Raw genomic sequence first — 26,542 nt, forward strand, 5'->3', positions numbered from 1 at the left:
TTTATATGCAAAATTTAATAGATCTTGAAAAAAAAATTAACTCAGAGCTTACCACTAAGATTAAAAAAACTGAGATTAGACACGATCAACTATATATCACTATTGATAATGAAGATTTAATAGATGTTACTTTACATATGAAGAATAACGAAAATACAAAATTTAAACAGTTAATTGATATTACTGTTGTTGATTATCCAGAAAACACTCAACGTTTTAAAGTTGTGTATTTATTTTTAAGTCATGAATTTAATCAGCGAATTATATTGAGTTATTTAATAAGTGAAAATGAAGTTATATCATCTTTAACTCCCATTTATCCTGCAGCAAACTGGATGGAACGTGAAGTTTTTGATATGTACGGAGTTAAATTTAAAGATCATCCTGATTTAAGAAGAATACTTACTGATTATGATTTTGAAGGGCATCCTTTGAGAAAAGATTTCCCTTTAACTGGTCATACCGAGGTTAGGTATAGTGAGGATCAAAAAAAGGTAATTAAAGAACCAGTTAAATTAGAACAAAATTATAGAAATTTTGATTATGAAAGTCCCTGGGAGGGAACAAAATACATAAAAAAACAGACAGAAATTGATAATGACAAAAAAAACTAAAACTCTAAATCTTAATTTCGGACCTCAACACCCAGCCGCTCATGGTGTTTTAAGATTAATTTTAGAATTAGATGGAGAAGTTGTTGAAAAAGCAGATCCACATATTGGATTATTACATCGTGGTACTGAAAAATTAATAGAAAACAAAACATACATGCAAGCTGTACCTTATTTTGACAGACTTGATTATGTTGCTCCAATGAACCAAGAGCATGCTTTTGCATTAGCTATAGAGAAAATTTTAAAGATTAATGTTCCCATTAGAGCACAATTTATAAGAGTTATGTTTTGTGAGATTGGAAGAATTTTAAGTCACATATTAAATGTAACAACTCAAGCATTAGATGTTGGTGCGTTAACTCCTTCATTGTGGGGTTTTGAAGAGCGTGAAACTTTAATGACTTTTTATGAAAGAGCCTCAGGCTCAAGATTACATGCTAATTATTTTAGAGCAGGTGGAGTTCATCAAGATTTACCAATGGGGCTAGAAGAAGATATAGGTAAATTTTGTGTGTCGTTTCCTAAAATAATCGATGATCTTGAAACATTATTGACTGACAATAGAATATTTAAACAACGAAATGTTGATATAGGAATCGTTACTAAAGAAGATGCATTAGACTATTCTTTTAGTGGCGTCATGATCAGAGGTTCTGGTGTTCCTTGGGACTTAAGAAAGTCACAACCGTATGAGTGTTATGAGCAGTTAGAATTTAAAATACCTGTTGGAAAAAATGGAGACTGTTATGACAGATATTTATGTAGAATAGATGAAATGAGAGAGAGCGTTTCCATAATCAAACAATGTCTTGCTAAAATGACAAAAGGACCAGTTAAATCCTCCGATGGAAAGATTAGTCCACCACCAAAAAAAGATATTAAACAATCTATGGAAGCTTTAATTCACCATTTTAAACTATTTACAGAAGGTTATCGTGTTGATAAAGATGAAATTTATACAGCTGTTGAAGCTCCCAAAGGTGAGTTTGGTGTTTACTTAATATCTGATGGTTCTAGCAAACCATACAAGTGTAAAATAAGAGCCCCCGGATTTTCTCATTTGGCTGCAATGGATTACCTGATTAAAGGTCATATGCTTGCAGATGTGCCTGCTGTATTAGGCTCACTAGATATAGTTTTTGGAGAGGTAGATAGATAATGAGTTTAAGAAGACCTTCAAAAGAACAGCCTGAGAATTTTGATTTTAATCCAGCCTCATTAGAAGCTGCCAAATTAATTATTGCAAAATATCCAAAGGATAAACAGCAAAGTGCAGTAATGGCTTTACTTTATATAGCGCAGAAACAAAACAGTAACTGGATTCCTTTGGCTGCCATGAAGTACATTGGTAAGCTTTTAGATATGCCTTATATAAAAGTTTATGAAGTGGCAACATTTTATACAATGTATAATCTAGCTCCAGTTGGTAAACATTTTATACAAGTTTGCACAACTACACCATGCATGATTAGAGGTGCTTATAAACTTGTTGAAGCGTGCAAAGAAAAAATTTCTGAGAATGAAAATGAATTATCAAAAGATCAAAGTTGTTCTTGGATGGAAGTTGAGTGTTTAGGAGCTTGTGTTAATGCACCCATGTTACAGATTAATGATGATTATTATGAAGATTTAGATAAAGAAAAGACATTAAAAATTTTAGATAAGATCTTAACTGGTGAAACACCTAAGCCAGGATCTTATAGGGGTCGTTTAAACAACGAACCTGAAAATAATAGAAAAACACTTATGGATTTAAAAAATGCTTAAAGACGAAGATAGAATATTTCAGAATTTATATAATGATAAAGGTTCAGATGTTGAGTCTTCAAGAAAAAGAGGTGACTGGACAAATACTAAAGATTTAATTGATAAAGGTAGAGATTGGATAATAACTGAAGTTAAAGCCTCAGAACTTAGAGGAAGAGGAGGTGCTGGATTTCCAACTGGTTTAAAATGGTCTTTTGCACCGAAAGAACTAGGTTTAAGACCTCATTATCTAGTTATAAATGGAGATGAGTCAGAACCAGGTACCTGTAAGGATAGAGATATTTTAAGATTTGAACCTCATAAATTAATAGAAGGATGCTTGATTGCTGCATACGCTGTTCAAGCTCATGTTTGTTATATTTATATAAGAGGAGAGTACTTTATAGATGGAGAAAAACTTCAAGCAGCAATTGATGAAGCTTATGAAAAAAATTTAATAGGAAAAAATGCATCTGGAACTGGTTGGGATTTAGATATTTATATTCACTATGGAGCAGGAGCATATATATGTGGAGAAGAAACAGCTTTACTTGAGAGTATAGAGGGTAAAAAGGGTCAACCTAGATTAAAACCACCTTTCCCCGCTTTAATTGGTTTATACGGTTGCCCAACCATAATTAACAATGTTGAAACTATAGCAGTTGTTCCAACAATATTAAGAAGGGGTGGAAAATGGTTTGCATCTTTAGGAAAAGCAAAAAATACAGGTACTAAAATTTTCTGTATTTCTGGAAATGTTAATAACCCATGCAATGTTGAAGAAGAAATGAGTATATCTCTTAAAGAACTAATCGAAGTTCATGCTGGAGGTGTAATTGGAGGATGGGAAAATTTACAAGCTGTAATACCTGGTGGCTCATCAATGCCTTTGATACCACAAAAAACTTGTGAGACTTTAACAATGGATTTTGATTCATTAATGGCAGAAAAAAGTGGACTGGGGACTGCAGGTATAGTTGTTATTAATAAAGATCAAGACATAATTAAATGCATGGCAAGAATTGCTAGATTTTATAAACATGAAAGTTGTGGTCAATGTACACCTTGTAGAGAAGGTACAGGGTGGATGTGGAGAATGCTTGAAAGAATGGCTAAAGGTGAAGCATCAAGAGATGAAGTTGAAATGCTTGGTGATGTTACAAATCAAATTGCGGGACACACTATTTGTGCTTTTGGTGAGGGTTCTTCATGGCCTGTACAAGGATTATTAAGGCATTTTAAAAAAGAGATTGAGGATAGAAACAATCTTAACCCAACTATAAAAAAAGAAAAGAATATTCCCTATTTAGTAGATCAACACTTATTGGATAAAAAAAATGCTTAAATTAAAAGTAAATGAAATTGATATAGAAGTTGAAGAGGGGCTAACTGTACTTCAGGCTTGTGAAAAGGCTGGAGTTGAAATCCCAAGATTTTGTTATCATGAAAAATTATCAATAGCAGGAAATTGTAGAATGTGTTTAGTAGAATTAGAAAAATCTCCCAAACCTGTAGCCTCATGTGCCATGCCAGCATCAGAAGGAATGAGTATTAAAACAAATACTGAGTTTGTTGAAAAAGCAAGAAAAGGAGTCATGGAATTTTTGTTGGCTAACCACCCGTTGGATTGTCCTGTTTGTGATCAAGGGGGAGAGTGTGATTTACAAGATCAGTCCATGTTCTATGGTGTTGATAAGTCTAGATACAAAGAGAATAAAAGAGCAGTCTCTGAAAAAAATATGGGACCTTTAATCAAAACACAAATGACTAGATGTATACATTGTACTAGATGCGTTAGATTTGCTACAGAGGTTGCTGGTGTAACAGAGATTGGAGCCATAGGTAGAGGTGAGGATATGGAAATTACAACATATCTTGAGCAATCCATGCAATCAGAATTATCAGCTAATGTTGTAGATTTATGTCCGGTTGGTGCCTTAACGTCTAAACCCTATGTATTTGAGGCTAGACCCTGGGAATTAAAGAAGACAGAATCTATTGATGTAATGGACGCTATTGGTTCAAATATAAGAGTTGATACCTATGGTTGGGAAGTAAAAAGAATTTTACCAAGAATTAACGAAGATATTAACGAAGAATGGATTTCAGATAAAACAAGATATGCTTGTGATGGTTTGTTAAACCAACGCTTGGATACCCCTTATATAAAATATAATGGTAAATTTGAGAAAGCATCATGGAATGAAGTTTTTAATATAATTAAGTCCAAGTTTAAAAATGCTGACAAAGATAAAATATGTGGAATGTCTGGTGATCTAGTTAATATGGAAACACTCTATATATTTAAAGAGTTTTTCAATAAAACACTTGGTTCTCATAATGTAGAGTCAAGAAGTGATCATACATATTTAAATTCAAAAAAAAGAGAAAATTATTTATTCAATTCAACAATTAATGGAATAGAAGAAGCAGATTTTATATTACTCATAGGAAGTAACCCCAGGTATGAAGCAACAATTTTAAATGCACGTATTAGAAAAGCATACTTACAAAATAAAACAAAAATAATTTCATTAAATGATGTTGGTGATCTAACATACCCATATGAGTCTTTAGATGGTGATATTGAAAATATTAAAAAAATTACAGAAGATAACCATGAAGTATCCAGTCTAATTAAAGAGGCTAAAAAACCGTTAATTATCTTTGGTCAGTCATCTCTTAAAACTAAATCTGCAAAATATATTTTTGAATCTGTTAAGTCTTTTTTAAAAAAAAATCATAAAATGTCAGATGAATGGAATTCTTTAAATACAATTTCAGAAAATGCATCTACAGTTGGTAGTTTTGATTTAGGATTATATAAAACAGTAGATGGTTCAAATGAAGTACTAAAAGATTTAGAAAATCACATGTTTGAAATAGTTTACCTATTGGGAGTTGATAATCTTAAATTTGAAAAAAAGAATGAATTTATAATTTATCAAGGAAGTCATGGAGATAAAGGAGCTGAGATTGCAGATATTATACTTCCAGGAGCTGCATACACAGAGCAAAATGGTTACTTTACGAACTTAGAAGGTAAAATACAAAAAGCTTATAAAGCCTCCTTTCCACCAGAAGAAGCTAAAGAAGACTGGTTGATAATTAATGAATTAGCAGAAACAATGAATCATAGAAAATTATTTAATGATAAAGATGAGTTGGATAGTAGTTTACTTAACCAAATTAATTTGTTTATTGAAAAAGATAAATCTATTAAATCTTCTACAGTTGAAAATGTAGAATTTAAGCAAGAAATTTTAAAAGTTGAGAATGAAGATTATTATTACTCAAATGCAATAGCAAGAGCCTCAAAGACAATGCTTGAATGCAAAACAGCTAAAGTTAATTTAAAATTAACAGGTACAGAAGGTTAATAAAATGGAATATTTAAGTATAATTTTTTCAGAGACATATAAAATCTTATTTTTATTAGTACCAGTTCTTGTTTCTGTCGCGATGATTGTTTGGCTTGATCGTCGTATTTGGGCATTTGTTCAAAAAAGACAGGGACCAAATGTTGTAGGACCTTTTGGTTTACTTCAATCTTTGGCTGATGCATTAAAATATATGTTTAAAGAAGTTATTATTCCCTCAAGCTCTAATAAAGTAATCTTTATATTAGCTCCAATTGTCACTATGACTTTGGCTTTAATCTCTTGGGCAGTTATTCCATTTAGTGCAACTCAAGTATTGGCTGACATTAATGTTGGTATTCTCTATTTATTTGCAGTTTCATCATTGGGTGTTTATGGAATCATTATGGGTGGGTGGGCCTCAAATTCAAAATATCCTTTTTTAGGTGCAATTAGATCAGCAGCTCAAATGGTATCTTACGAAGTTTCAATCGGTGTTATTATAATTAATGTTTTGCTTTGTGTGGGTTCGTTAAACTTAAATGATATAGTTATGGCACAAGAAAACTTATGGTTTGTAATTCCATTATTTCCAATGTTTGTAATTTTTTTTATCTCTGCTTTGGCAGAAACAAATCGACCACCATTTGACTTACCTGAAGCTGAAGCTGAACTTGTCGCGGGATATCAAACTGAATATTCTGGAATGATGTATGCAATGTTTTGGTTGGGCGAGTATGCAAACATTCTTCTTATGTGTGCAATGGGATCAGTTCTATTTTTAGGTGGATGGCTTTCACCTATAGATTTATTTCCTTTTAATGTAATTCCTGGAGCTATATGGTTAATTTTAAAGATACTACTTCTTTTTATACTCTTTGCTTTAGTAAAGGCAATTGTTCCAAGATATAGATATGATCAGTTAATGAGACTAGGTTGGAAAATTTTTCTACCCTTATCGCTAACATGGGTAGTTCTTACAGCAAGTTTTTTATTTTACTTTAACCTTTTACCAATAAATTAATTATGAAAATTTCAAGAATATTTAAAACAATTTTTATGTTAGATTTTTTAGGTGGTCTTACGATCGCCTTACGAGAATTTTTTAAACCAAAAAAAACAATTAACTATCCATTTGAAAAGGGTAAAATCAGTCCCCGTTTCAGAGGAGAGCACGCTTTAAGAAGATATCCTGATGGTGAAGAAAGATGTATTGCTTGTAAATTGTGTGAAGCAGTATGCCCAGCCCAGGCAATTACAATTGAATCCTCTGAAAGAGCAGATGGAAGTCGAAAAACTACTCGATATGATATTGATATGATGAAATGTATTTACTGTGGACTTTGTGAAGAATCTTGTCCGGTTGATGCAATTGTTCAAGGTCCTAACTTTGAATTTTCAACAGAAACAAGAGAAGAACTTTATTATAATAAGGAAAAACTTTTGGATAATGGGGATAGATGGGAAAATGTTTTAGCTGCAAATATTAAAGCTGATAACTCTCATAGATAATTATGCTAGCACACGCAATTTTTTTTTATATTTTTTCATTAATAGCAATTGTTTCTGCAATAATGGTTACAGTTTCAAAAAATACTGTTCACTCTGTTTTCTTTTTAATTTTAGATTTTATTAGTATTTCTTGCTTGTTTATAATGATAGGTGCGGAATTTCTTGGAATGATAATGTTAATTATCTATGTTGGTGCTGTAGCTGTTTTATTCTTATTTGTTGTTATGATGTTAAATGTAGCTCAACAGAAAAACCAATGGTTTAGTGCTAGAGTGAGCTCTAAACATATTCCAGTTGGATTAATTATCAGTACTATTATATTTTTTGAACTAATTATTGTTATTGGTGGATGGAAATATAAGCCAGATCTTGTTTCATCTATGTCATTAAATATAGATAGTAGCATTAGCAATACTCATGCCATTGGTTATGTTTTGTATACTGACTACATCCACATCTTTCAATTAAGTGGAATGATTTTATTAGTTGCAATGATAGGAGCTATTGTTCTTACTTTTAGGCAGAGATCTGGTGTCAAAAGACAAAGTTATTTTAGTCAAATATCTAGAGAAAGATCTGATGGTGTAGAATTAATAGATGTTCCAAGTAATAAGGGGGTTAAATCTGATGATTGATGTAGGCTTGGGTCACTACCTTACTTTGGGAGCTATAATATTTACCATCGGTATAGTTGGTATATTTTTAAACAGAAAAAATATTATAGTAATATTAATGAGTATTGAGCTCATTTTATTAGCAGTGAATATTAACTTGGTGGCTTTCTCTATATTTTTGAATGATATAACAGGTCAAATTTTTACACTCTTTATTTTAACTGTAGCTGCTGCAGAAGCTGCCATAGGTCTCGCTATAATAGTCGTTTATTATCGAAACTCATCAACAATTAGAGTTGAAGATATAAATAGTTTGAAGGGATAATATGGAATTTGCATTATTATTTCTTCCACTATTAGCATCTATTATATCTGGCTTTTTTGGCAAATTTATAGGTGATAGAAATTCAGAGATAATAACAAGTATATTTGTTTCGATTTCAGCACTGTTATCTTTAATTTTATTTTATCAAGTCATTGTTAATGGTTATGCAAACAATGTAGTTATTGCCACTTGGATTAATTCAGGAACGCTTGATGTGAATTGGTCCATTAAAGTGGATGCGTTATCTTCAGTAATGCTTGTTGTTGTAACCCTAGTTTCTTCACTAGTTCATATTTATTCAATTGGTTATATGTCCCATGACCCACATAAACCAAGATTTATGGCCTATCTTTCTCTCTTTACATTTGCAATGCTAACGTTGGTTACATCTGATAATTTTCTTCAATTATTTTTTGGATGGGAGGGCGTAGGTCTTTGTTCTTATTTTTTAATTGGCTTTTGGTATAAAAAAGATTCAGCAAATGCAGCAGCTATAAAAGCTTTTGTAGTAAATAGAGTAGGTGATTTTGGATTTGCCTTAGGAATATTTTTAATTTTTTACCTATTTGGTACCGTCAATTACTCTGAGGTATTTCAGCAAATTCCACAAATTGTTGATAAAGAATTATTATTTTTAGGAATACAAATCAAGGCCATTGATCTAATTTGCATCCTTTTATTTATTGGAGCTATGGGTAAATCAGCACAAATTCTTTTACACACATGGCTACCTGACGCAATGGAAGGTCCTACACCTGTATCTGCATTAATACATGCTGCTACAATGGTTACAGCAGGAGTTTTTTTAATTGTTAGATGTTCTCCAATTTTTGAATATTCTCCTTTAACTTTAAATATTATTACCGTAGTTGGAATGACAACTGCTTTTTTTGCTGCAACAGTAGCTTTAGTTCAAACAGATATTAAAAAAATAATTGCTTATTCAACATGTAGTCAATTAGGTTATATGTTTTTTGCTGCCGGTGTTGGTGCTTATAATGTGGCAATGTTTCATTTGTTTACTCATGCATTTTTTAAGGCATTGCTTTTCTTAGGATCAGGATCGGTAATTCATTCATTTAAGGATGAGCAAGATATTAATCAAATGGGAGCTGTGTATAAAAAACTACCATATACTTGGATCTTAATGATTATTGGGACATTAGCTCTTACAGGTTTCCCTTTTCTTTCTGGTTTTTATTCAAAAGATGCAATTATAGAATTTGCTTACCTTAGAGGTAATACAGTTGGTTATTACGCTGCTGGAGTTGGTATTTTAACAGCCTTACTTACCTCAATATATTCGTGGAGATTAATTTTTAAAACATTTCATGGATCGTATAACAATAAAAAATTAAAAATTGAAGAAATGCACGAGTCTCCCTTGGTTATGCTTATACCCTTGATTGTATTAGCAGTTGGTGCAATTTTTGCAGGATTTTTATTTAAAGATTTATTTATTGGTCATGGTGGTGAAAATAATTTTTGGGGAGAATCTATTAAATTTCTAATTCCATTAAGTACAGATCACCCACCTTTATGGATTATTTTGATTACTCCCATTCTTGTCCTTTTATCTATTCCAATTGCTTATTATTTATTTGTAAAAAATAAAGAGTTACCTAATCAAATTGTTCAATCTAATAGACCTTTATATAATTTTTTAGTCAATAAATGGTACTTTGATGAATTATACGACATCATATTTATCCAATCTTCAAAAAAAATAGGATTATTCTTTTGGAAAATAATTGATATAAAAATTATTGATAGGTTTGGACCGGACGGTCTTTCCTTACTAATCAAAAACTTGTCATTAAGAGCCAGTAAATTTCAAAGTGGGTTTATTTATCAATATGCCTTTATGATATTGATTGGTCTTTCTGCATTATTAACATTTCTAATTTTACACTAATGAATTTTCCAATTTTATCATCTTTAATTCTTTTACCAACTATTGGTGCTTTATTTTTATTATTTTCAAAAGATAAAAATTCAAATACAGGAAAATATGTTGCTTTGTTCACCTCTTTTGTTAATTTTTTAATCTCAATTTATCTATGGTATTTATTCGACCCGTCCACATCAACATTTCAATTTGTTGAAAATAGAGAATGGTTAAGAGGTTTTGTTAATTATAAAGTAGGTATAGATGGAATTTCAATTTTATTCATAATTCTTACAACACTTATTACTCCGTTGTGTATAATATCTGTTAACAACACAATTAAAGTAAGGTTAAGAGATTTTCTTATTGCCATATTGGTAATGGAGAGTTTAATGATTGGAGTTTTTTGTTCACTTGACCTAGTTGTATTTTATTTATTTTTTGAAGCGGGATTAATTCCTATGTTTTTAATTATTGGAATTTGGGGAGGTGAAAGAAGAGTTTATTCTGCCTTTAAATTTTTCTTATATACCTTACTTGGTTCTGTTTTAATGCTAGTTGCAATAATTTCAATTTACTGGATCGCTGGTACAACCGATATAGTACAACTATATGAATTAGGTATAGACACAAAATATCAAAACTTATTGTGGCTTGCTTTTTTTAGTTCTTTTGCAGTCAAAACACCTATGTGGCCAGTTCACACTTGGTTACCTGATGCGCATGTTGAAGCTCCAACTGCCGGATCTGTTCTACTGGCTGCTATTCTTTTAAAAATGGCAGGTTATGGTTTTATTAGATTTTCCTTAGGTTTGTTTCCTGTGGCCTCTGAATTATTTACTCCATTGGTTTATACGCTTAGTTTAATTGCAATTATTTATGCATCTCTAGTTGCCCTAATGCAGGAAGATATGAAAAAATTAATAGCATACTCTTCAGTGGCACATATGGGCTTTGTAACATTAGGAATTTTTACGATCACTCAACAGGGTATTGAAGGAAGTATAATCCAAATGATTAGTCATGGACTTGTTTCGGCAGCATTATTTTTATGTGTCGGTGTAGTTTATGATCGTATGCATTCAAGATTAATTAAAACTTACGGTGGCCTGGTTTCTGTAATGCCCAAATATTCAATTCTATTTATGCTGTTTACTCTAGCTGCATTAGGATTACCTGGAACAAGTGGCTTTATAGGAGAGTTTTTAATTTTAATGGGTGCATTTAAAGATAATTTTTTAGTAGCAGTTATTGCTAGTTTTGGAGTCATCTTTGGTGCTGCATATATGTTATGGTTATATAGAAGAGTTGTTTTTGGAAATTTAGTAAACAAAGATCTGTTAAAAATACCCGATTTAGATTATTCAGAAAAATTTATTTTATGGAGTTTAGCTATACCAGTATTATTTTTTGGTTTTTACCCGGAACCTCTTTTTAATACAATTGAAGTATCGGTAAATGACTTAATTGAAATGTATAATTTTAACTTAAATATGTATGGTACTGAGGTACAAAAATAATGAATGATTTAAATTTTATTTCCCCTGAAATTTTTATTTCTTTATCAATAATGTTTTTATTAATCTTGGGTGTTTTTAAGAAAAATGGCTCAACTTTAATTCACAATCTTTCAATAGGGCTTTTACTAATTACTGTAATTTTAATATTAAATAATCCTTTTGATACCCCTGTAACTTTATTTGGAAATAGCTATGTAATTGATAACCTCTCATCTTTAATGAAAATTCTTACAATTTTAGGAGGAGCTTTTGTTTTATCAATCTCAACAAAATATTTAAAAATATCTAAAATTTTCTTAATAGAATATCCAATTTTAATTCTTTGTTCTATTTTAGGAATGATGGTTATGATTAGTTCTAATGATCTAATGGTTTTCTACATTGGACTTGAATTACAATCATTAGCTTTGTATGTTTTGGCATCGTTTAATAGAGATCAATTAAAGTCATCTGAATCAGGTCTTAAATATTTTGTATTAAGTGCACTTTCTTCTGGTTTACTGCTTTATGGTTGCTCTCTAATCTATGGGTTTTCTGGATCAACTAATTTTAATATTATTGGAAATTCAATGGATTCTACTCATTATGGCTTAACATTTGGAATAGTTTTCATCCTAGTTGGATTGGCTTTTAAGATATCTGCTGTACCATTTCATATGTGGGCACCAGATGTCTATGAAGGATCTCCTACATCTGTAACATTATTTTTTGCAATAGTTCCCAAAGTTGCTGCTTTAACTGTCTTTATTAGATTCTTGTATGTTCCATTTTTTAACATGATTGACCAATGGCAACCTATCATAATTTTTTTATCTATTGCCTCGATGATATTTGGAGCTGTTGCAGCAATTGGGCAGGGTAATTTAAAAAGATTAGTTGCGTATAGCTCTATTGGTCATATTGGTTACGCTTTAGCAGGACTTTCTGTTGGGACAAATGAAGGTATTCAATCGTCTATAGTTTATATTTCTATTTACATGGTAATGAATCTTGGTTTATTCAGCTGTTTATTTATGATGAAAAGAAATGATCAGTATTTTGAAACTATTGATGATTTATCTGGACTGTCAAAAAACCATCCAGTTTTATCTTTGTCTTTACTCGTTATACTTTTTTCATTAGCAGGTATTCCACCGTTGGCAGGTTTTTTTGCTAAATTTTATGTATTTAAGTCTGTAATTGAACAATCAATGTATTTTCTAGCAATTGTTGGTTTATTATCAACTGTGATTGCTGCCTTTTATTATCTAAGAATAATTAAAGTTATTTATTTTGATGAAGAAAAAGAAAAATATGACACAGATCATAGTATTTGGCTGAAAATATCATTAACTTTTTCAACATTGTTAATTCTTTTGTACTTTATTTTTCCTAGCAAGCTGGTGGAAATTGTATCTAGAATTAACATAATTTAATGAAGTTAAAAAAGTTTAATTTTAAAATCATAAACAGTACAAACGATAGAGCATTTCAGATAATTAAAAAAACTAACAATAAATCAGGAATTGTAATCGCTGAGAAACAGAAAAGAGGAAGAGGTCAATATGGGAAAAAATGGACCTCATTCAAGGGAAATTTATTTGTTAGTATTTTTTTCCAAGTTAACATGGTTCAATTATCATTGTATAATTTGACAAAAATAAACTGTCTTTTGGTAAAAAAATTATTATCAACTTTTTATAAAGATAAAATTGTGGTTAAAAAGCCAAATGATTTATTAATAAATAATATGAAAATTTCAGGGATTTTACAGGAAACATTATCCAAATCAGGCAAAACATTTATTATAGTTGGCATAGGTATAAATTTGATTAAGAGTCCTTCTATTAAAGGTTATTTGACTACAAACCTTTTTGATTTAACTGGTGTAAAAATTACTCCTAATAATGCAGCTTTAAAACTAAAAAAAATTTATGAAACTTTTATTCCCTTATTTCCTAAATTTAATATAAAAAATATAGATAGAAATTTAAAATGATTATTGTTGGTGATATAGGTAATACAGAAACTAAAATTTGTTTGGTAAACTCTAAAAATATAATTATTAAAAGAGTTACTCTAATAACAAAAAAGATAAATTATCCTTTGCTTAGAAAATCTTTAGCTATTTTAAGTTTAAAAAATAAAGTAATTGATAAATGTTTATTTTGTAGTGTTGTTCCAAAATCATTTAATGAAATTAAGAGTTTTTTTAATAAAACTTATAAAATTAAGTGTCATGAGCTCAAGAAACTTAAGTTAAATAAATTGATTAAGATTAAGGTTAATTATAAACAAATTGGTTCAGATAGATTGGCAAACGCTATTAGCGTTATTAATAACAAAGATAACTTTATAATTTTAGATTTTGGGACCGCTACAACATTTGATGTTTTGATTAAAAATACCTATCATGGTGGTGTTATTGCACCTGGTGTTAAGCTTTCACTTGATACGTTGACGGATAAAGCAACGCAAATTCCAAAGATTAGTTTAAAAAAAACGAACAAAGTTGTTGGTTTAAATACTATTAGTGCAGTTAGAGCAGGTTTTTTTTGGGGTTATGAGGGTTTAATTGACAATATTGTTAATTTAATTAAGAAAGAGACCAAGATGTCCTTTAAAATAATAATTACTGGAGGATTTTCTAATTTATTCAAAAATTCAACAAAAACGAAAGTCACATTAAATAAAGATATTACAATTAACGGCCTAATCAGAGCCACCACTTTAATTAAATAAATATGAAAGATGAACTATTATTTTGCCCTTTAGGGGGCTCAGGAGAAATCGGCATGAATATGAACTTGTTTGCCTACGGAAAACCAGGCGAACATAAATGGATCATGGTTGACATAGGGGTTACATTTGCTGATGACACCTTACCAGGAATTGATCTGATTTACCCCGACCCTGGATTTATTGTAGATAAAAAAGAAGACCTTTTAGGGATTATTTTAACGCATGCACATGAAGATCACATAGGAGCAATTGCACATCTTTGGCCTCAATTAAAATGTAAAATTTTTGCAACCCCATTTACTGCAGTTTTAATAAAAGAAAAACTTAAAGAAAAGAATATCGACGCAACTAATTATCTAAAAATAGTTCAATTAAATGGAACAGTAGATTTAGATCCTTTTAAAATTGAGTACATCACGTTAACTCACTCAATTCTTGAACCTAATGGTCTTAGAATTGAAACCCCTGCAGGTGTAATATTACATACGGGAGATTGGAAGATTGACCCAGAACCTTTGATTGGTGAAAAAATTAATTCTGACAGACTTAAAGAAATTGGTAAAGAAGGTGTCCTTGCTATGGTTTGTGATTCAACAAATGTATTTAGTATGGGAAAAGCTGGTTCAGAGCTAGATGTTAGAAAAAGTTTATTAAATATTATGGGTAGCCTTAAAAAAAGAATTGTTATGGCTTCTTTTGCATCAAATGTTGCACGTATGGAAACAGCTTTTTATTGTGCAGAAAAAACTGGTAGACAAATATCCCTAGTAGGAAGATCTATGCATAGAATATTTAAAGCTGCAAGACAATGTGGTTATTTAAAAAATGTTATTGAACCTATAGATGCACGTGAAGCAAAAAAAATTGCTAGGGAAAAAATAGTTTACCTTTGTACTGGTAGTCAGGGTGAGCCGATGGCAGCACTAATGAGAATTTCAAGCTATACTCATCCAGATGTATTCATCGAAAAAGATGATGCTGTTATTTTTTCATCTAAAATTATTCCAGGTAATGAAAAAAAATTATACAAATTACAAAATCAATTAGTTAGGGATGGTATTGAAGTTATTTCAGAGGAAAGTGAATTTGTTCATGTTTCTGGCCACCCGAATAGAGATGATCTAAGAGAAATGTATGATTGGGTTAAACCTCAATGTGCAGTCCCTGTTCATGGAGAACACCGACATATGATTGAACATATGAAATTCGCACACGAAATGAAAGTTCCATACCCGGTTCAAGTAGAAAACGGTGATATTGTAAAATTAGCCCCAGGTAAACCGCATGTTTTTGATAAAGCTCCAAGTGGTAGACTTTATTTAGATGGAAATATGAGTGTCGAAGAAGATGCTCAATCAATTAAAGATAGAAAAAATATAGCTGCTAATGGATATATGGAGGTTACTATTTTAATTACAGCAAAGGGTAATATTCATAAAAGACCTGTATTAACCTTTAGAGGGTTGCCTATTTATGATGCTGATGAATTCATCTATGAATTAGAAGAGGCAATAGAAAAAACAACTAGAACCTTTTCTATAAAAAGCAAAAAACAAGAATATAATTTAATTGATGCATTAAAAATTACATGTAGAAAATGTGCCAAAGAATTGACTGGTAAAAGACCATTTATAAATATCAATCTAGTAAGAATCTAGATGAGTGCAACAGGTCTAGCTATAATCTACATTATTATCTGGTGGATAGTTTTTTTTACAATTCTTCCAATTGATGTAAATAGACTAAAATCCGTCAAAATTGAAGGTGAAGACGCTGGTTCTCCAGAAAATCCTAAAATGTTAAAAAAATTTATTTATTGTACTGGTATTACAACTGTTATTTTCGTGATAATTTATTTATTGATAAAATATGAATATTTAAATTTAAGATATATAATTAGCTAAAAATGTACATTTCAAAATCATTCATACCAATATTAAAAAACAACCCATCAGAAGCAAAAATTAAATCACATCAATTAATGCTCAGAGTAGGAATGATTAAGCAATCTTCTGCGGGTATTTATTCTTGGTTACCATTGGGTTTTAAAGTGATGAAAAAAATTGAACAAATAGTTAGAGAAGAACAGAACAAAATTGGTGCTCAAGAAATACTTATGCCAACTATCCAACCTAGTGATATTTGGAGAGAAAGTGGTCGTTATGATGATTATGGAGATGAAATGCTTCGTATTAAAGACCGCCAAGGTAGAGAAATGCTTTATGGACCAACAAATGAAGAGTTGGTTACCGATATATTTAGATCAAGTGTTAAATCTTATAAATCATTACCTCAATTATTGTACCACATACAATGGAAATTTAGAGATGAAGTTAGACCAAGGTTTGGAATAATGAGAGGCAGAGAGTTTTATATGAAGGACGCATATTCGTTCGATGTAAATGATGAAGATGCAATTTTCTCGTATAATAAATTTTTTTTCTCATATTTAGAAACATTTAAGAGATTAGAACTTTCAGCAATACCTATGGCAGCTGATACAGGACCAATTGGTGGAAATCTTTCTCATGAATTTATTATTTTAGCAGATACTGGTGAAAGTAAAATTTTTACAGATAAAAGAGTTTTTGATTTAGACAGTGAAGGATCTGTAATGGATAGACAATCTTTACAAGACCTAAGAAAAAAATATGAACAATATTACGCTGTAGCTGATGAAAAATTTAATAAAGATGAATTTGAAGAAAAAGTATCAGAAGAAAATAGACTTATTACAAAAGGTATAGAAGTAGGTCACATTTTTTATTTTGGAGATAAGTACTCAAAAGCTTTAAATGCAGCTGTAGATCTTCCAGGTGGTAAAAAAGATTTTGTTAAAATGGGATCATATGGAATTGGTGTATCAAGATTAGTTGGTGCAATTATAGAAGCAAAATATGATGAAAAAGAAGAAATAATGAAATGGCCATTCTCTGTAGCCCCATATGAGCTAGCCATAATACCCATGATTAATAAAAATGACATATCGGCATTAGACAAAGCAAATAAACTTTTTAAACATTTTGAAAGTAAAAATATTGACACAATTATCGATGATATGGATGAAAATCTTTCATCAAAAATTAAAAAATTTAATTTGATAGGAGTACCTTATCAAATAATTTTAGGAAAAAAATCAGATGGTGATTTATTAGAGTTTAAAGAAATTGGAAAAGATCCTAAAAGTTTAACCATAGATCAAATAACTCAAATTTTAACTGAACAAAAATTAAAAAATTGATTTCTGCATTAGAAAAAGAAATTACACTCAGATATCTAAAAACCAGAAAAAAAGACGGTTTTTTAAATATAATATCTATTTTTTCATTTATTGGAATTAGCTTAGGAGTTGCGGTGTTAATTATTGTGATGTCCGTTATGAATGGCTTTAGAACTGAGTTAATTAATAAGATTGTAGGATTTAATGCTCATGTTACTGTTAAACCATATGAGAGCCCTATTAATCTAGAACAATTAAATAATAAAAATTTAAAATTAATTTCAGGAGAGTTAATACTTAGTAATTCTGGTGAAGCAATTGTCATTAGCAAAGACTACACTAAAGGCTTAATTTTAAGAGGTTACAGTAGTGAAAATTTTCTAAAACTTGATGTTGTAAAAAAAGGAAACCTAATGGGTAAATCAAATCAATTAATAAAGAATTCGATATCAATAGGTAAAGAATTAAGTTTTAATTTAGATCTTGGTGTGGGTGATAAAGTATCAATTATGTCTCCAGTAGGCATAGAAACGATTATAGGAAGCTTACCTAGACAAGAAACTTTTATTATTAGTTCAATCTTTGATAGTGGTTTAGCTGATTTTGATGCCAACATAGCTTTCATAAACCTAGACACACTAGAAAACTTTTTTAATTTTAAAAAAGAAAAGCGTAACCTAGAAATTTACTTGAATAACCCATCTAATATTGAAGAAGAAAAAAATAAAATTCAAAAAATATTCAAAAATGAATTTGTATATAGTTGGGCAGATATGAATAGTTCATTGTTTTCTGCATTAAAGGTTGAAAGAAATGTAATGTTTATAATCTTATCTTTAATTATTATAGTGGCTGCTTTTAATATTATTTCTGGGCTTACAATTCTGGTTAAAAATAAAACAAGAGATATAGCTATATTAAAGTCTATCGGTGTCCTAAATAAATCCATTGTTAAGATATTTTTTCTTGTTGGAGTTATTATTGGAACTACAGCAACTTTCTTTGGAATTTTTTTAGGTGTAATGTTTTCATTGTATATAGAAAACTTGAGAGAGTTTTTAAGCAATACATTTAATATTAGTTTGTTTCCTGAGGAGATTTATTTTTTAAGCAAAATGCCTTCAGAAATCAACCCGACATCAATTTTTATTATTTCTCTTTGTTCGATTTTTATAACAATTATTGTTTCAATTTTTCCTGCAATAAAAGCTTCAAAATTAGACCCGGTTAAAGGACTCAAGTATGAATAATTTAATATCTCTAAAGAACATATCAAAATCTTTTTCTAACAATAGAAAAATAAATGTTTTAAAAAAAATCAATTATTCTTTTGTAAAAGGTAAAATTTATTCTCTAGTTGGTCCATCTGGATCAGGAAAATCTACATTACTAAATATTTTATCAATGATAGATAAACCTACTACTGGCTCTTTGTTAATCTGTAATACACTAATAAATTTTAATGATAATTCAAAAAATGACAAAATTAGATCAAGTAAAATTGGTATTATCTATCAACAAAATAATTTACTCCCAGATTTTACTGCATTAGAAAATGTTTATTTAGCCGGTCTAGCTTTAACTAATGAAAAAAAGAATTCAATCAATCGAGCTAAAAAAATTATCAAAACAATGGGTCTTTCATCACGTGAGTCACATTTTCCTTCAGAATTATCAGGGGGTGAAATGCAAAGAATTGCAATGGCTAGAGCACTCATTAATGAGCCCGAAATTATATTAGCAGACGAGCCTACTGGTAGTTTAGATCACACTACTGCAAAAGAGGTTTTTAATGTTTTGTACAATTTGAAAAATAAAAATAGATTAATAATCTATGCAACTCACAATAGATTTTTTGCAAATATGGCTGATTGCAAATTAGAAATGATTGATGGTAATATAAGAACTATCAATGCCAGAATTAAATAATCAAAATTTTAATCATTTAAAAATTCACACACAGTATTCAATCTGTGAAGGAGCTATTAAAATTGATAATTTAAAAGATTTTTGCAAAGAAAAAAAAATATCTTGTTTGGGTCTTTCAGACACATCTAATTTAAGTGGTGCATTGGAGTTTGCTGAAAATATTTCTAAGGTTGGTACACAACCAATTATTGGTACTCAAATTTATTTTAAATTTGAAGATACGACAGGACTATTACCCTTGATAGCTCTTAACGAAAACGGATATAAGAAAATCATAGAACTCTCCTCAAGATCTTACCTTGAAAATGATGCTTTATCAGATCCTCATTTAGATATTAAGGAACTTTTAATTGATACGGAGGGTGTGTCCTTACTTTCTGGAACTATTCAAGGTTTATTTGGTAAATTATTTGAAAAAGGTCGTTTAGACGAAATATCAAAACTATATAAGAGTTTATCATCAAAATTTAATGATAATTTTTATTTAGAAATCCAAAGACACGGTGATCAAAATGAAATTGCTTTTGAAAAATTTAATTTAGAACAATCTTTAAAAGTTAAAATACCAATTATTGCTACTAATGAAGTTTATTATTTAACACCTGACATGCATGAAGCTCATGATGCGTTAACTTGCATTGGTTCTAAAACTTATGTTAATGAAAAGAATAGAATTAAATATAGTAACCAGCATTACTTTAAATCGAATGAAGAAATGTCAAAACTATTTTCTGATCTTCCGGAAGCTTTAGAAAATAACTTCAATTTGCCATTTAAATGTAATTTTAGACCTCAATTTTCCAAACCTGTACTTCCAAACATTAGTTCTGAAAAAGGAGGTAGTGCTGATGAAATACTTAAAAAAGATTCATTAGACGGATTGAAAGAAAAATTTCTCAAAGTTTTTAAAATTGAAGAAAATAAATTAGAATCTGATGATAAATTTTTAAAATATAAAGACAGACTAGATCATGAGTTAAAGATCATAATTGAAATGAAATATCCTAGTTATTTCTTGATTGTATCTGACTACATTAAATGGGCAAAGAGTAATGATATCCCGGTAGGACCGGGTAGAGGTTCTGGAGCAGGCTCACTTGTTGCTTGGTGTCTGTCCATTACAGATGTTGATCCAATTAAATTTAATTTAATATTTGAAAGATTTTTAAATCCTGACCGTGTGTCAATGCCTGACTTTGATATAGATTTTTGTGAGGAAAAAAGAGATCTTGTTTTTAAATATTTAACCACAAAATATAAAGATAGTGTTGCCCATATAATTACATTTGGAAAATTAAAAGCAAGAATGGTTATTAGAGATGTTGGTAGAGTATTAGGTTTACCATATGGTTTTGTTGATAGTATTTCAAAAATGATACCTTTTGATCCCTCAAGACCTCAAAGCTTAATGGAGTGCATTAACAGCGAACCAAGACTTCAAAAATTAGTTAATGAAGATCCTCGTGTAAAAAAATTAACTGATCTTTCTTTAAAATTAGAAGGTTTGAATAGAAATGTAGCAACTCATGCAGCCGGTGTCGTAATTGCAGATAGAAAATTAACTGAAGTTGTACCTTTATACAAAGATGCATCTGCAGATTTATTATTACCTTCTACACAATTTGATATGTATTCAGCAGAAAATGCTGGTTTAATTAAGTTTGATTTTTTAGGATTAAAAACTTTAACGGTAATTAATAGAACACAAAAGTTGATTAACAAAAAAGTTAAAGATTTCAAAATTGAAGATATTGACTTTAATGATCAAAAAGTTTTTGAACTTTTGTCTTCTGGTAATACAGTTGGGTTATTTCAGGTGGAAAGTGCCGGTATGCGTGATGCATTATTACAGATGAAACCCAACCATATTGAAGATATTATTGCACTAGTTGCTCTTTATCGTCCGGGACCGATGAGCAACATACCAGTTTACAATGACTGTAAACATGGAAGGCAAACACCTGATTATTTGCATCCTCTACTTGAAGACATCTTAAAACCTACATATGGAGTTATTATTTATCAAGAACAGGTCATGCAAATTGCACAAAAACTCTCAGGTTTTACCGCAGGTGAGGCTGATATTTTAAGAAGAGCTATGGGTAAAAAAAAAAGAGCTGAACTAGAAAAGCAGAAACAAGGATTTATTGCTGGTGCTCTTAAAAATGGAATTAGCAAAGATGTTGCAGCAGGCATATTTCTAAAAATAGAACCATTTGCCGAATATGGGTTTAATAAAAGTCACGCAGCTGCTTATGCTATAATTTCTTATCAAACAGCATTTTTAAAAACTTATTATCCTAAAGAGTTTTTTGCTGCATCCATGACAATGGATATTTCAAACCAAAATAAATTAGGTGAATTTCACGAAGAGCTTAAAAGAATTAACATTAAAGTTATACGACCCAATATTAACAAGTGTTTTGCAGATTTTCAATTTGATGAAAATAATTTTTATTACGCACTTGGTGGAATTAAAAGTGTCGGTTACGAAGCAATTTCAAACGTTGTTAAAGAAAGAAGAGAAAATGGTGAATTTAAATCTATAAATGATTTTTTAAATAGAGTTAACCCTAAAGATATTAATAAGCTCCAATTAGAAGGTTTAGTTAAAGCAGGAGCTTTTGACAACATAGATAACAATCGACAAGCATTATTTAATTCAATTCCAAATTTTATTTTAAAGACAAAAAATATTTATGAAAATAAAGCAGCAAATCAAATTGATCTTTTTAGTTCTGATGAAGAACAAGATAATGAAATAGTTCTTAATATCGAAGATTGGAAGTTTGAAGATCGATTATCAAGCGAATTCGAGGCTGTTGGCTTCTTTATATCTGACCATCCTTTAAATCAATTTAAAGAAATTTTTGATGACTACAAAATAGTTGATTATGTAAAATTTAATCTAGACGATACTATAAAAGATGGAAATATTGCAGCTACACTTTTAAAGATCACTGAAAGAAAAACTGCAAAAGGTAATTCGTATGGTGTTATTAAGTTCACTGATTTAACTAGTGTTTTTGAGCTCTTTATTTTTTCTGATATTTTGGAATTGAACAGAGAGGTTTTAATTGAGGGTAGTTCTTTAATCATAACCTTGATCAAAACCATTTCCAAAGATGAGAACAAATCTAAAAGAATAAATGTTCAAAAAATAGCTTCTCTTAAAGATCTCTTTAATAAACCTGCTAATGAAATTGTATTTAACATCAAGTCAATTAAAGACATTGATAAAATATCAGATTTAGTGGATGAGGAGGGTACAACTGAGGTAACAATAAATATTAACGATGAAAAAAATGACATTAGCTTTAAACTAAAAAATAGGCGTCTTATTGACAGGAAAACTATCAATATCCTCAGAAACAATGATATTTCGACCATTATTCATTAAAAAAGACTTGTTTGTTCTATAAATAATTTGTAAATAACTCTTAAATTAAATTAACACGCACACAGTTTGTGGTTTTATACCTCCGGTCCTTAAATGGAAATTACTGTGGTGGCTTAACCGGGAATAAATATGAAAATACCAAGTCTAACTATCCAACAACTATTAGAAGCAGGCGTTCATCTAGGTCATAAGACTTTAAGATGGAACCCAAAGATGAAACAATACATTTTTGGAAAAAGAGATTCAATTCACATTATTGATTTAACACAGACATTAGAATTAACAAATGTAGCTTTGGAAAAAGTTTACAATACTATTGCCAATAACGGCAAAATTCTTTTTGTGTCTACAAAAAAACAAGCATCTGAAGCTATTGCTGAAGTTGCTAAAGAAACTGGGCAATACTTTGTAAATTACAGGTGGTTAGGTGGAATGTTAACTAACTGGGGAACAATCTCAGGATCAATTAAAAAAATGAAAAGGTATGAGGCTGATCTTGTTGCGGAAAATAGAGGCTTTACAAAAAAAGAACTATTAAAGATGAGTGTCAAAAAAGATAAATTAGAAAGAGCATTAGGTGGAATTTCTGAAATGAAAAAAGATTCCAGATTTAGTTTTTATTATTGATACTAATTATGAATCTTTGGCAATTGCAGAAGCATCTAAATTGGGTATTCCAATTTGTGCTATATTAGATAGCAACTCAAATCCTGATGGAATTGATTATCCAATACCTGGAAATGATGATGCTAGAAGAGCTATTGATCTTTATTGCAACTTACTAAAAGAAACTATTGAAAATGCAAAAAAAGCTACTCCATCAATATCTGAAGAAAAACTTGAAGTAGGTGAGACTAAAGTAAAAGATGTGTCATCAAAAACTATCCAAGAAATTGATAGAGAAAAGTTAGATGCTAAATTTTCAAAAAAAGATAAAGAAAAGTTAAATTAATATGAGTGATTTAGAAAAAGTAAAACAATTACGTGAAGCAACTGGTGCTGGATTTAAAGATTGCAACTTGGCAGTTAAAGAGTCTGGTGGTGATCTAGATAAAGCAGCTGAAATTTTAAGAGTTAAGGGAATTTCTAAAGCTTCAAAAAAAATGTCAAGAGACGCTAAAGAAGGTGTTATTGCAACCTCTGGAGATGAAAGTAAAATATCAGTTATTGAAATTAATTGTGAAACAGATTTTGTTGCAAAGAATGATGATTTTGTATCTTTTGCAAAAGAATTAAGTGAATTAAATAATCAAAATTCATCTGATTTAGAAAAACTTAATAAATCAGTAATGACAAACGGTGAAGCGGTTGAAGATAGTCTTGTTGCGTTAATTGCAAAAATGGGTGAAAAGATAACAATTGGTAAAGCTAAGACATTTAACCAATCAGGTTCTAAAAATTTTAATTATTTACATACTGTAGTTAAAGATAATTTATCTAAATTATCAGTCATAATATCACTAAGTACCTCTGATGACAGTGATGATGTTAAAGCTTTTGGTAAACAACTTTCAATGCATATTGCAGCATCAAATCCTTTAGCATTAAGCTCAGATTTGATTGACAAAGGTGTACTTCAAAAAGAACATGATCTTGTTGCAGAAGAGTTAAAAAATTCAGGAAAGCCTGCGGAAATTGCACAAAAAATTAGCTTAGGTAAAATAAATAAATTTAAAGAAGAAAATGCTTTGTTAACACAATCCTGGGTTATGGAGCCTAAAAAGAAAGTGCAAGATATTGTAAAAGAACTTAACATACCTGACTTAAAGATTAATGATTTTTTTAGAATTAAGATAGGTGAATAAATGTTTAATCACAAAACATACAGCCAGAAGATGGATAAAACTATTGAGGTTTTTCAAAAAGAATTAACCTCACTAAGAACTGGAAGGGCAAACGCCTCAATGTTAGATCTTGTTAAAGTTGATGTATATGGGCAGCCGATGCCTTTAAACCAAGTTTCTAGCATAACAACTCCTGATGCTAGAACAATTAATATCCAAGTTTGGGACCTTAATAATGTTCCGCTAGTAGATACTGCAATAAAAAAATCAGAATTAGGTTTAAACCCTCAAATTGATGGTCAATTAATTAGATTACCAGTACCAGATTTAAATGAAGAGAGGAGAATGGAAATTAAAAAGTTAATTAAATCTATGGGTGAAAAGTGTAAAATCTCAATCAGAAACATTAGAAGAGAAGCTAATGATGATTTAAAAAGTTTAGTTAAAGACAAAGAAATCAGTGAAGATGATGAAAAAATAAATGAAAAATTAGTACAAACATTTACTGACGAACATATTAAAACTATAGATACTAAAGTCGAAACTAAAGAAAAAGAAATAATGACTATATGAACCCAGTTAAACATGTTGCCATCATTATGGATGGAAACGGTAGATGGGGTATAAAACATAAACAATCAAGAAACGCAGGTCATAGAGCAGGTCTAAATACTGTTGATCTAATTATCAATCAATGCATTCACCATAAAATTCAGTTTCTAACACTTTATACTTTTTCTTCAGAAAATTGGAAAAGACCTCAAAATGAAATTATTTTTTTATTTAAATTATTAGAAAATTTTCTAAAAAATAAGATTAATAATATTGCTAAAAAAGATATTAAACTTAAATTTATTGGCGATCTAAATAAGTTACCCACAAAACTTCAAAAAATAATTAAATTATCTGAAAAAAAAACTATTAAAAAAAAATCATTAAATGTTAACATCGCTTTAAACTATGGTTCGAAAACAGAATTAATTAGTGCAATAAAAAAAATTAAACAAAAAAAAATAAAAATAAATGAAAAAAATATTAATAACAACTTATATTCAAGAAATTTTCCAGATCCTGATATATTGATAAGGACAGGTGATACCCATAGATTAAGTAATTTTTTACTTTGGCAATTATCTTATACAGAGATATTTTTTAAAAAAAAATTATGGCCAGATTTTAATGTTAACGATTTTAGTAAAATTCTAAATAAGTTTAAAAATCTTAAAAGAAATTTTGGTTCAATTTAATGAGTTCAAACCTAAAAAAAAAGAATTGTTACTTCAATATTTCTTATTTCTCTTATAATGGGAATGTTTTTTTACACATATATAATGATCATTTCTTTAATTATTATTGCAATTATATCATGGATTGAGTTTTACGCTTTAATATCAAAAATTTTAAAAAAAAATATTTTAAATGATAGATTCTTTAGATTTTTCTATAAAACACTATCTTTAATTTACCTATCGGGATTAGTTTATTTGATCTTAGCTATAGAAATTGAATATTTTAATCTTAAGATCTATCTTTTATACTCAATTATGGTCGCAATAATGTCTGATATAGGTGGACTTGTTTTTGGAAAAATATTCAAAGGTAAAAAACTTACTAAAATTAGTCCAAATAAAACAATATCTGGATCTATAGGATCGTTTATTTTTTCAATGTTACTGATTCCTTTTTTTAATACAGGTCTAATCGATCAAAATTTACCAAGCATATTGTTTATAACAATTATAATATCCTTAACTTCACAGTTGGGAGATTTATTTATTTCACTTCTAAAGCGTAAAGCAAAAGTTAAGGATACTAGTGATTTATTACCTGGTCATGGAGGTATTTTAGATAGAATTGATAGTATAATTTTTGCAATTCCACTTGGGATTTATTTGTTTATAATTATTTAG

General features: G+C 29.7%; 24 protein-coding genes and 1 pseudogene. All 25 read left to right on the forward strand.

Annotated elements, in window-relative coordinates:
• Nucleotides 1-5: 5 nt before the first annotated feature.
• The 25 genes and pseudogenes from ABXT72_RS02970 to ABXT72_RS03090 all read left to right on the forward strand — a co-directional run bounded on the left by ABXT72_RS02970 (nt 6) and on the right by ABXT72_RS03090 (nt 26,542).
• The gene (locus ABXT72_RS02970; protein ID WP_415278974.1) at nt 6-614 is read left to right on the forward strand and encodes an NADH-quinone oxidoreductase subunit C; all 609 of its coding nucleotides are present in this window, start codon (nt 6-8) and stop codon (nt 612-614) included.
• Nucleotides 598-1,773, forward strand: coding sequence for an NADH-quinone oxidoreductase subunit D (locus ABXT72_RS02975; RefSeq protein ID WP_415278975.1), 1,176 nt, complete (start codon nt 598-600; stop codon nt 1,771-1,773). The genes ABXT72_RS02970 and ABXT72_RS02975 overlap by 17 nt, the downstream gene beginning before the upstream one ends.
• Nucleotides 1,773-2,381 carry an NADH-quinone oxidoreductase subunit NuoE gene (gene nuoE / locus ABXT72_RS02980; protein WP_415278977.1) on the forward strand — a complete coding sequence of 203 codons (609 nt, stop codon included), beginning with the start codon at nt 1,773-1,775 and terminating at the stop codon, nt 2,379-2,381. The genes ABXT72_RS02975 and nuoE overlap by 1 nt, the downstream gene beginning before the upstream one ends.
• The gene (gene nuoF / locus ABXT72_RS02985; protein ID WP_415278978.1) at nt 2,374-3,705 is read left to right on the forward strand and encodes an NADH-quinone oxidoreductase subunit NuoF; all 1,332 of its coding nucleotides are present in this window, start codon (nt 2,374-2,376) and stop codon (nt 3,703-3,705) included. Before nuoE ends, nuoF begins: the two co-directional genes overlap by 8 nt.
• Nucleotides 3,698-5,740, forward strand: coding sequence for an NADH-quinone oxidoreductase subunit NuoG (nuoG, locus tag ABXT72_RS02990; RefSeq protein ID WP_415278979.1), 2,043 nt, complete (start codon nt 3,698-3,700; stop codon nt 5,738-5,740). Before nuoF ends, nuoG begins: the two co-directional genes overlap by 8 nt.
• Nucleotides 5,741-5,744: 4 nt before the next feature.
• Complete coding sequence (nuoH, locus tag ABXT72_RS02995; protein WP_415278980.1) at nt 5,745-6,743, forward strand: NADH-quinone oxidoreductase subunit NuoH; 999 nt, start codon at nt 5,745-5,747, stop codon at nt 6,741-6,743.
• 2 nt (nt 6,744-6,745) lie between these two features.
• The gene (nuoI, locus tag ABXT72_RS03000; RefSeq protein ID WP_415278981.1) at nt 6,746-7,231 is read left to right on the forward strand and encodes an NADH-quinone oxidoreductase subunit NuoI; all 486 of its coding nucleotides are present in this window, start codon (nt 6,746-6,748) and stop codon (nt 7,229-7,231) included.
• 2 nt (nt 7,232-7,233) lie between these two features.
• Nucleotides 7,234-7,866 carry an NADH-quinone oxidoreductase subunit J gene (locus ABXT72_RS03005; protein ID WP_415278982.1) on the forward strand — a complete coding sequence of 211 codons (633 nt, stop codon included), beginning with the start codon at nt 7,234-7,236 and terminating at the stop codon, nt 7,864-7,866.
• Entirely contained in the window at nt 7,859-8,170 is a 312-nt protein-coding gene (gene nuoK, locus ABXT72_RS03010) for an NADH-quinone oxidoreductase subunit NuoK (protein WP_415278984.1), read from the forward strand. Before ABXT72_RS03005 ends, nuoK begins: the two co-directional genes overlap by 8 nt.
• A 1-nt stretch (nt 8,171) precedes the next feature.
• Nucleotides 8,172-10,085, forward strand: coding sequence for an NADH-quinone oxidoreductase subunit L (nuoL, locus tag ABXT72_RS03015; RefSeq protein WP_415278985.1), 1,914 nt, complete (start codon nt 8,172-8,174; stop codon nt 10,083-10,085).
• Nucleotides 10,085-11,578: an NADH-quinone oxidoreductase subunit M gene (locus ABXT72_RS03020; RefSeq protein WP_415278986.1), complete on the forward strand. Its 1,494-nt coding sequence runs from the start codon at nt 10,085-10,087 to the stop codon at nt 11,576-11,578. Before nuoL ends, ABXT72_RS03020 begins: the two co-directional genes overlap by 1 nt.
• Nucleotides 11,578-12,993, forward strand: a complete 1,416-nt coding sequence (gene nuoN / locus ABXT72_RS03025; protein ID WP_415278987.1) for an NADH-quinone oxidoreductase subunit NuoN — start codon at nt 11,578-11,580, stop codon at nt 12,991-12,993. Before ABXT72_RS03020 ends, nuoN begins: the two co-directional genes overlap by 1 nt.
• Entirely contained in the window at nt 12,993-13,556 is a 564-nt protein-coding gene (locus ABXT72_RS03030) for a biotin--[acetyl-CoA-carboxylase] ligase (RefSeq protein WP_415278988.1), read from the forward strand. Before nuoN ends, ABXT72_RS03030 begins: the two co-directional genes overlap by 1 nt.
• Nucleotides 13,553-14,299: a type III pantothenate kinase gene (locus ABXT72_RS03035; protein WP_415278990.1), complete on the forward strand. Its 747-nt coding sequence runs from the start codon at nt 13,553-13,555 to the stop codon at nt 14,297-14,299. Before ABXT72_RS03030 ends, ABXT72_RS03035 begins: the two co-directional genes overlap by 4 nt.
• Nucleotides 14,300-14,301: 2 nt before the next feature.
• Nucleotides 14,302-15,957, forward strand: a complete 1,656-nt coding sequence (locus tag ABXT72_RS03040) for a ribonuclease J (RefSeq protein WP_415278991.1) — start codon at nt 14,302-14,304, stop codon at nt 15,955-15,957.
• Nucleotides 15,958-16,203, forward strand: a complete 246-nt coding sequence (locus ABXT72_RS03045) for a DUF1467 family protein (protein ID WP_168606347.1) — start codon at nt 15,958-15,960, stop codon at nt 16,201-16,203. It begins immediately after the preceding gene.
• 2 nt (nt 16,204-16,205) lie between these two features.
• Entirely contained in the window at nt 16,206-17,540 is a 1,335-nt protein-coding gene (gene proS / locus ABXT72_RS03050; RefSeq protein ID WP_415278993.1) for a proline--tRNA ligase, read from the forward strand.
• Complete coding sequence (locus tag ABXT72_RS03055) at nt 17,537-18,769, forward strand: FtsX-like permease family protein (protein ID WP_415278994.1); 1,233 nt, start codon at nt 17,537-17,539, stop codon at nt 18,767-18,769. The genes proS and ABXT72_RS03055 overlap by 4 nt, the downstream gene beginning before the upstream one ends.
• The gene (locus tag ABXT72_RS03060; protein ID WP_415278995.1) at nt 18,762-19,448 is read left to right on the forward strand and encodes an ABC transporter ATP-binding protein; all 687 of its coding nucleotides are present in this window, start codon (nt 18,762-18,764) and stop codon (nt 19,446-19,448) included. Before ABXT72_RS03055 ends, ABXT72_RS03060 begins: the two co-directional genes overlap by 8 nt.
• A complete protein-coding gene (gene dnaE, locus ABXT72_RS03065; RefSeq protein WP_415278997.1) occupies nt 19,432-22,848 on the forward strand; it encodes a DNA polymerase III subunit alpha in 3,417 nt (1,138 codons plus the stop codon). Before ABXT72_RS03060 ends, dnaE begins: the two co-directional genes overlap by 17 nt.
• A 129-nt stretch (nt 22,849-22,977) precedes the next feature.
• A pseudogene (rpsB, locus tag ABXT72_RS03070) lies at nt 22,978-23,800 on the forward strand (30S ribosomal protein S2).
• A gap of 1 nt (nt 23,801) precedes the next feature.
• Nucleotides 23,802-24,653 carry a translation elongation factor Ts gene (gene tsf, locus ABXT72_RS03075; RefSeq protein ID WP_415278998.1) on the forward strand — a complete coding sequence of 284 codons (852 nt, stop codon included), beginning with the start codon at nt 23,802-23,804 and terminating at the stop codon, nt 24,651-24,653.
• Nucleotides 24,654-25,205: a ribosome recycling factor gene (gene frr, locus ABXT72_RS03080; RefSeq protein WP_415279000.1), complete on the forward strand. Its 552-nt coding sequence runs from the start codon at nt 24,654-24,656 to the stop codon at nt 25,203-25,205.
• Entirely contained in the window at nt 25,202-25,879 is a 678-nt protein-coding gene (gene uppS, locus ABXT72_RS03085) for a polyprenyl diphosphate synthase (RefSeq protein ID WP_415279001.1), read from the forward strand. Before frr ends, uppS begins: the two co-directional genes overlap by 4 nt.
• Nucleotides 25,880-25,963: 84 nt before the next feature.
• Complete coding sequence (locus tag ABXT72_RS03090; protein WP_415279002.1) at nt 25,964-26,542, forward strand: phosphatidate cytidylyltransferase; 579 nt, start codon at nt 25,964-25,966, stop codon at nt 26,540-26,542.

It is taken from the genome of Candidatus Pelagibacter sp. Uisw_094, assembly GCF_047729535.1.
Taxonomy (GTDB): domain Bacteria; phylum Pseudomonadota; class Alphaproteobacteria; order Pelagibacterales; family Pelagibacteraceae; genus Pelagibacter.

What these genes read in the sequence shown, in the direction of transcription:
- ABXT72_RS02970 (WP_415278974.1), top strand. Translation starts at nt 6, where the DNA reads ATGCAAAATTTAATAGATCTTGAAAAAAAAATTAACTCAGAGCTTACC.
- ABXT72_RS02975 (WP_415278975.1), top strand. Translation starts at nt 598, where the DNA reads ATGACAAAAAAAACTAAAACTCTAAATCTTAATTTCGGACCTCAACAC.
- nuoE (WP_415278977.1), top strand. Translation starts at nt 1,773, where the DNA reads ATGAGTTTAAGAAGACCTTCAAAAGAACAGCCTGAGAATTTTGATTTT.
- nuoF (WP_415278978.1), top strand. Translation starts at nt 2,374, where the DNA reads ATGCTTAAAGACGAAGATAGAATATTTCAGAATTTATATAATGATAAA.
- nuoG (WP_415278979.1), top strand. Translation starts at nt 3,698, where the DNA reads ATGCTTAAATTAAAAGTAAATGAAATTGATATAGAAGTTGAAGAGGGG.
- nuoH (WP_415278980.1), top strand. Translation starts at nt 5,745, where the DNA reads ATGGAATATTTAAGTATAATTTTTTCAGAGACATATAAAATCTTATTT.
- nuoI (WP_415278981.1), top strand. Translation starts at nt 6,746, where the DNA reads ATGAAAATTTCAAGAATATTTAAAACAATTTTTATGTTAGATTTTTTA.
- ABXT72_RS03005 (WP_415278982.1), top strand. Translation starts at nt 7,234, where the DNA reads ATGCTAGCACACGCAATTTTTTTTTATATTTTTTCATTAATAGCAATT.
- nuoK (WP_415278984.1), top strand. Translation starts at nt 7,859, where the DNA reads ATGATTGATGTAGGCTTGGGTCACTACCTTACTTTGGGAGCTATAATA.
- nuoL (WP_415278985.1), top strand. Translation starts at nt 8,172, where the DNA reads ATGGAATTTGCATTATTATTTCTTCCACTATTAGCATCTATTATATCT.
- ABXT72_RS03020 (WP_415278986.1), top strand. Translation starts at nt 10,085, where the DNA reads ATGAATTTTCCAATTTTATCATCTTTAATTCTTTTACCAACTATTGGT.
- nuoN (WP_415278987.1), top strand. Translation starts at nt 11,578, where the DNA reads ATGAATGATTTAAATTTTATTTCCCCTGAAATTTTTATTTCTTTATCA.
- ABXT72_RS03030 (WP_415278988.1), top strand. Translation starts at nt 12,993, where the DNA reads ATGAAGTTAAAAAAGTTTAATTTTAAAATCATAAACAGTACAAACGAT.
- ABXT72_RS03035 (WP_415278990.1), top strand. Translation starts at nt 13,553, where the DNA reads ATGATTATTGTTGGTGATATAGGTAATACAGAAACTAAAATTTGTTTG.
- ABXT72_RS03040 (WP_415278991.1), top strand. Translation starts at nt 14,302, where the DNA reads ATGAAAGATGAACTATTATTTTGCCCTTTAGGGGGCTCAGGAGAAATC.
- ABXT72_RS03045 (WP_168606347.1), top strand. Translation starts at nt 15,958, where the DNA reads ATGAGTGCAACAGGTCTAGCTATAATCTACATTATTATCTGGTGGATA.
- proS (WP_415278993.1), top strand. Translation starts at nt 16,206, where the DNA reads ATGTACATTTCAAAATCATTCATACCAATATTAAAAAACAACCCATCA.
- ABXT72_RS03060 (WP_415278995.1), top strand. Translation starts at nt 18,762, where the DNA reads ATGAATAATTTAATATCTCTAAAGAACATATCAAAATCTTTTTCTAAC.
- dnaE (WP_415278997.1), top strand. Translation starts at nt 19,432, where the DNA reads ATGCCAGAATTAAATAATCAAAATTTTAATCATTTAAAAATTCACACA.
- tsf (WP_415278998.1), top strand. Translation starts at nt 23,802, where the DNA reads ATGAGTGATTTAGAAAAAGTAAAACAATTACGTGAAGCAACTGGTGCT.
- frr (WP_415279000.1), top strand. Translation starts at nt 24,654, where the DNA reads ATGTTTAATCACAAAACATACAGCCAGAAGATGGATAAAACTATTGAG.
- uppS (WP_415279001.1), top strand. Translation starts at nt 25,202, where the DNA reads ATGAACCCAGTTAAACATGTTGCCATCATTATGGATGGAAACGGTAGA.
- ABXT72_RS03090 (WP_415279002.1), top strand. Translation starts at nt 25,964, where the DNA reads ATGATCATTTCTTTAATTATTATTGCAATTATATCATGGATTGAGTTT.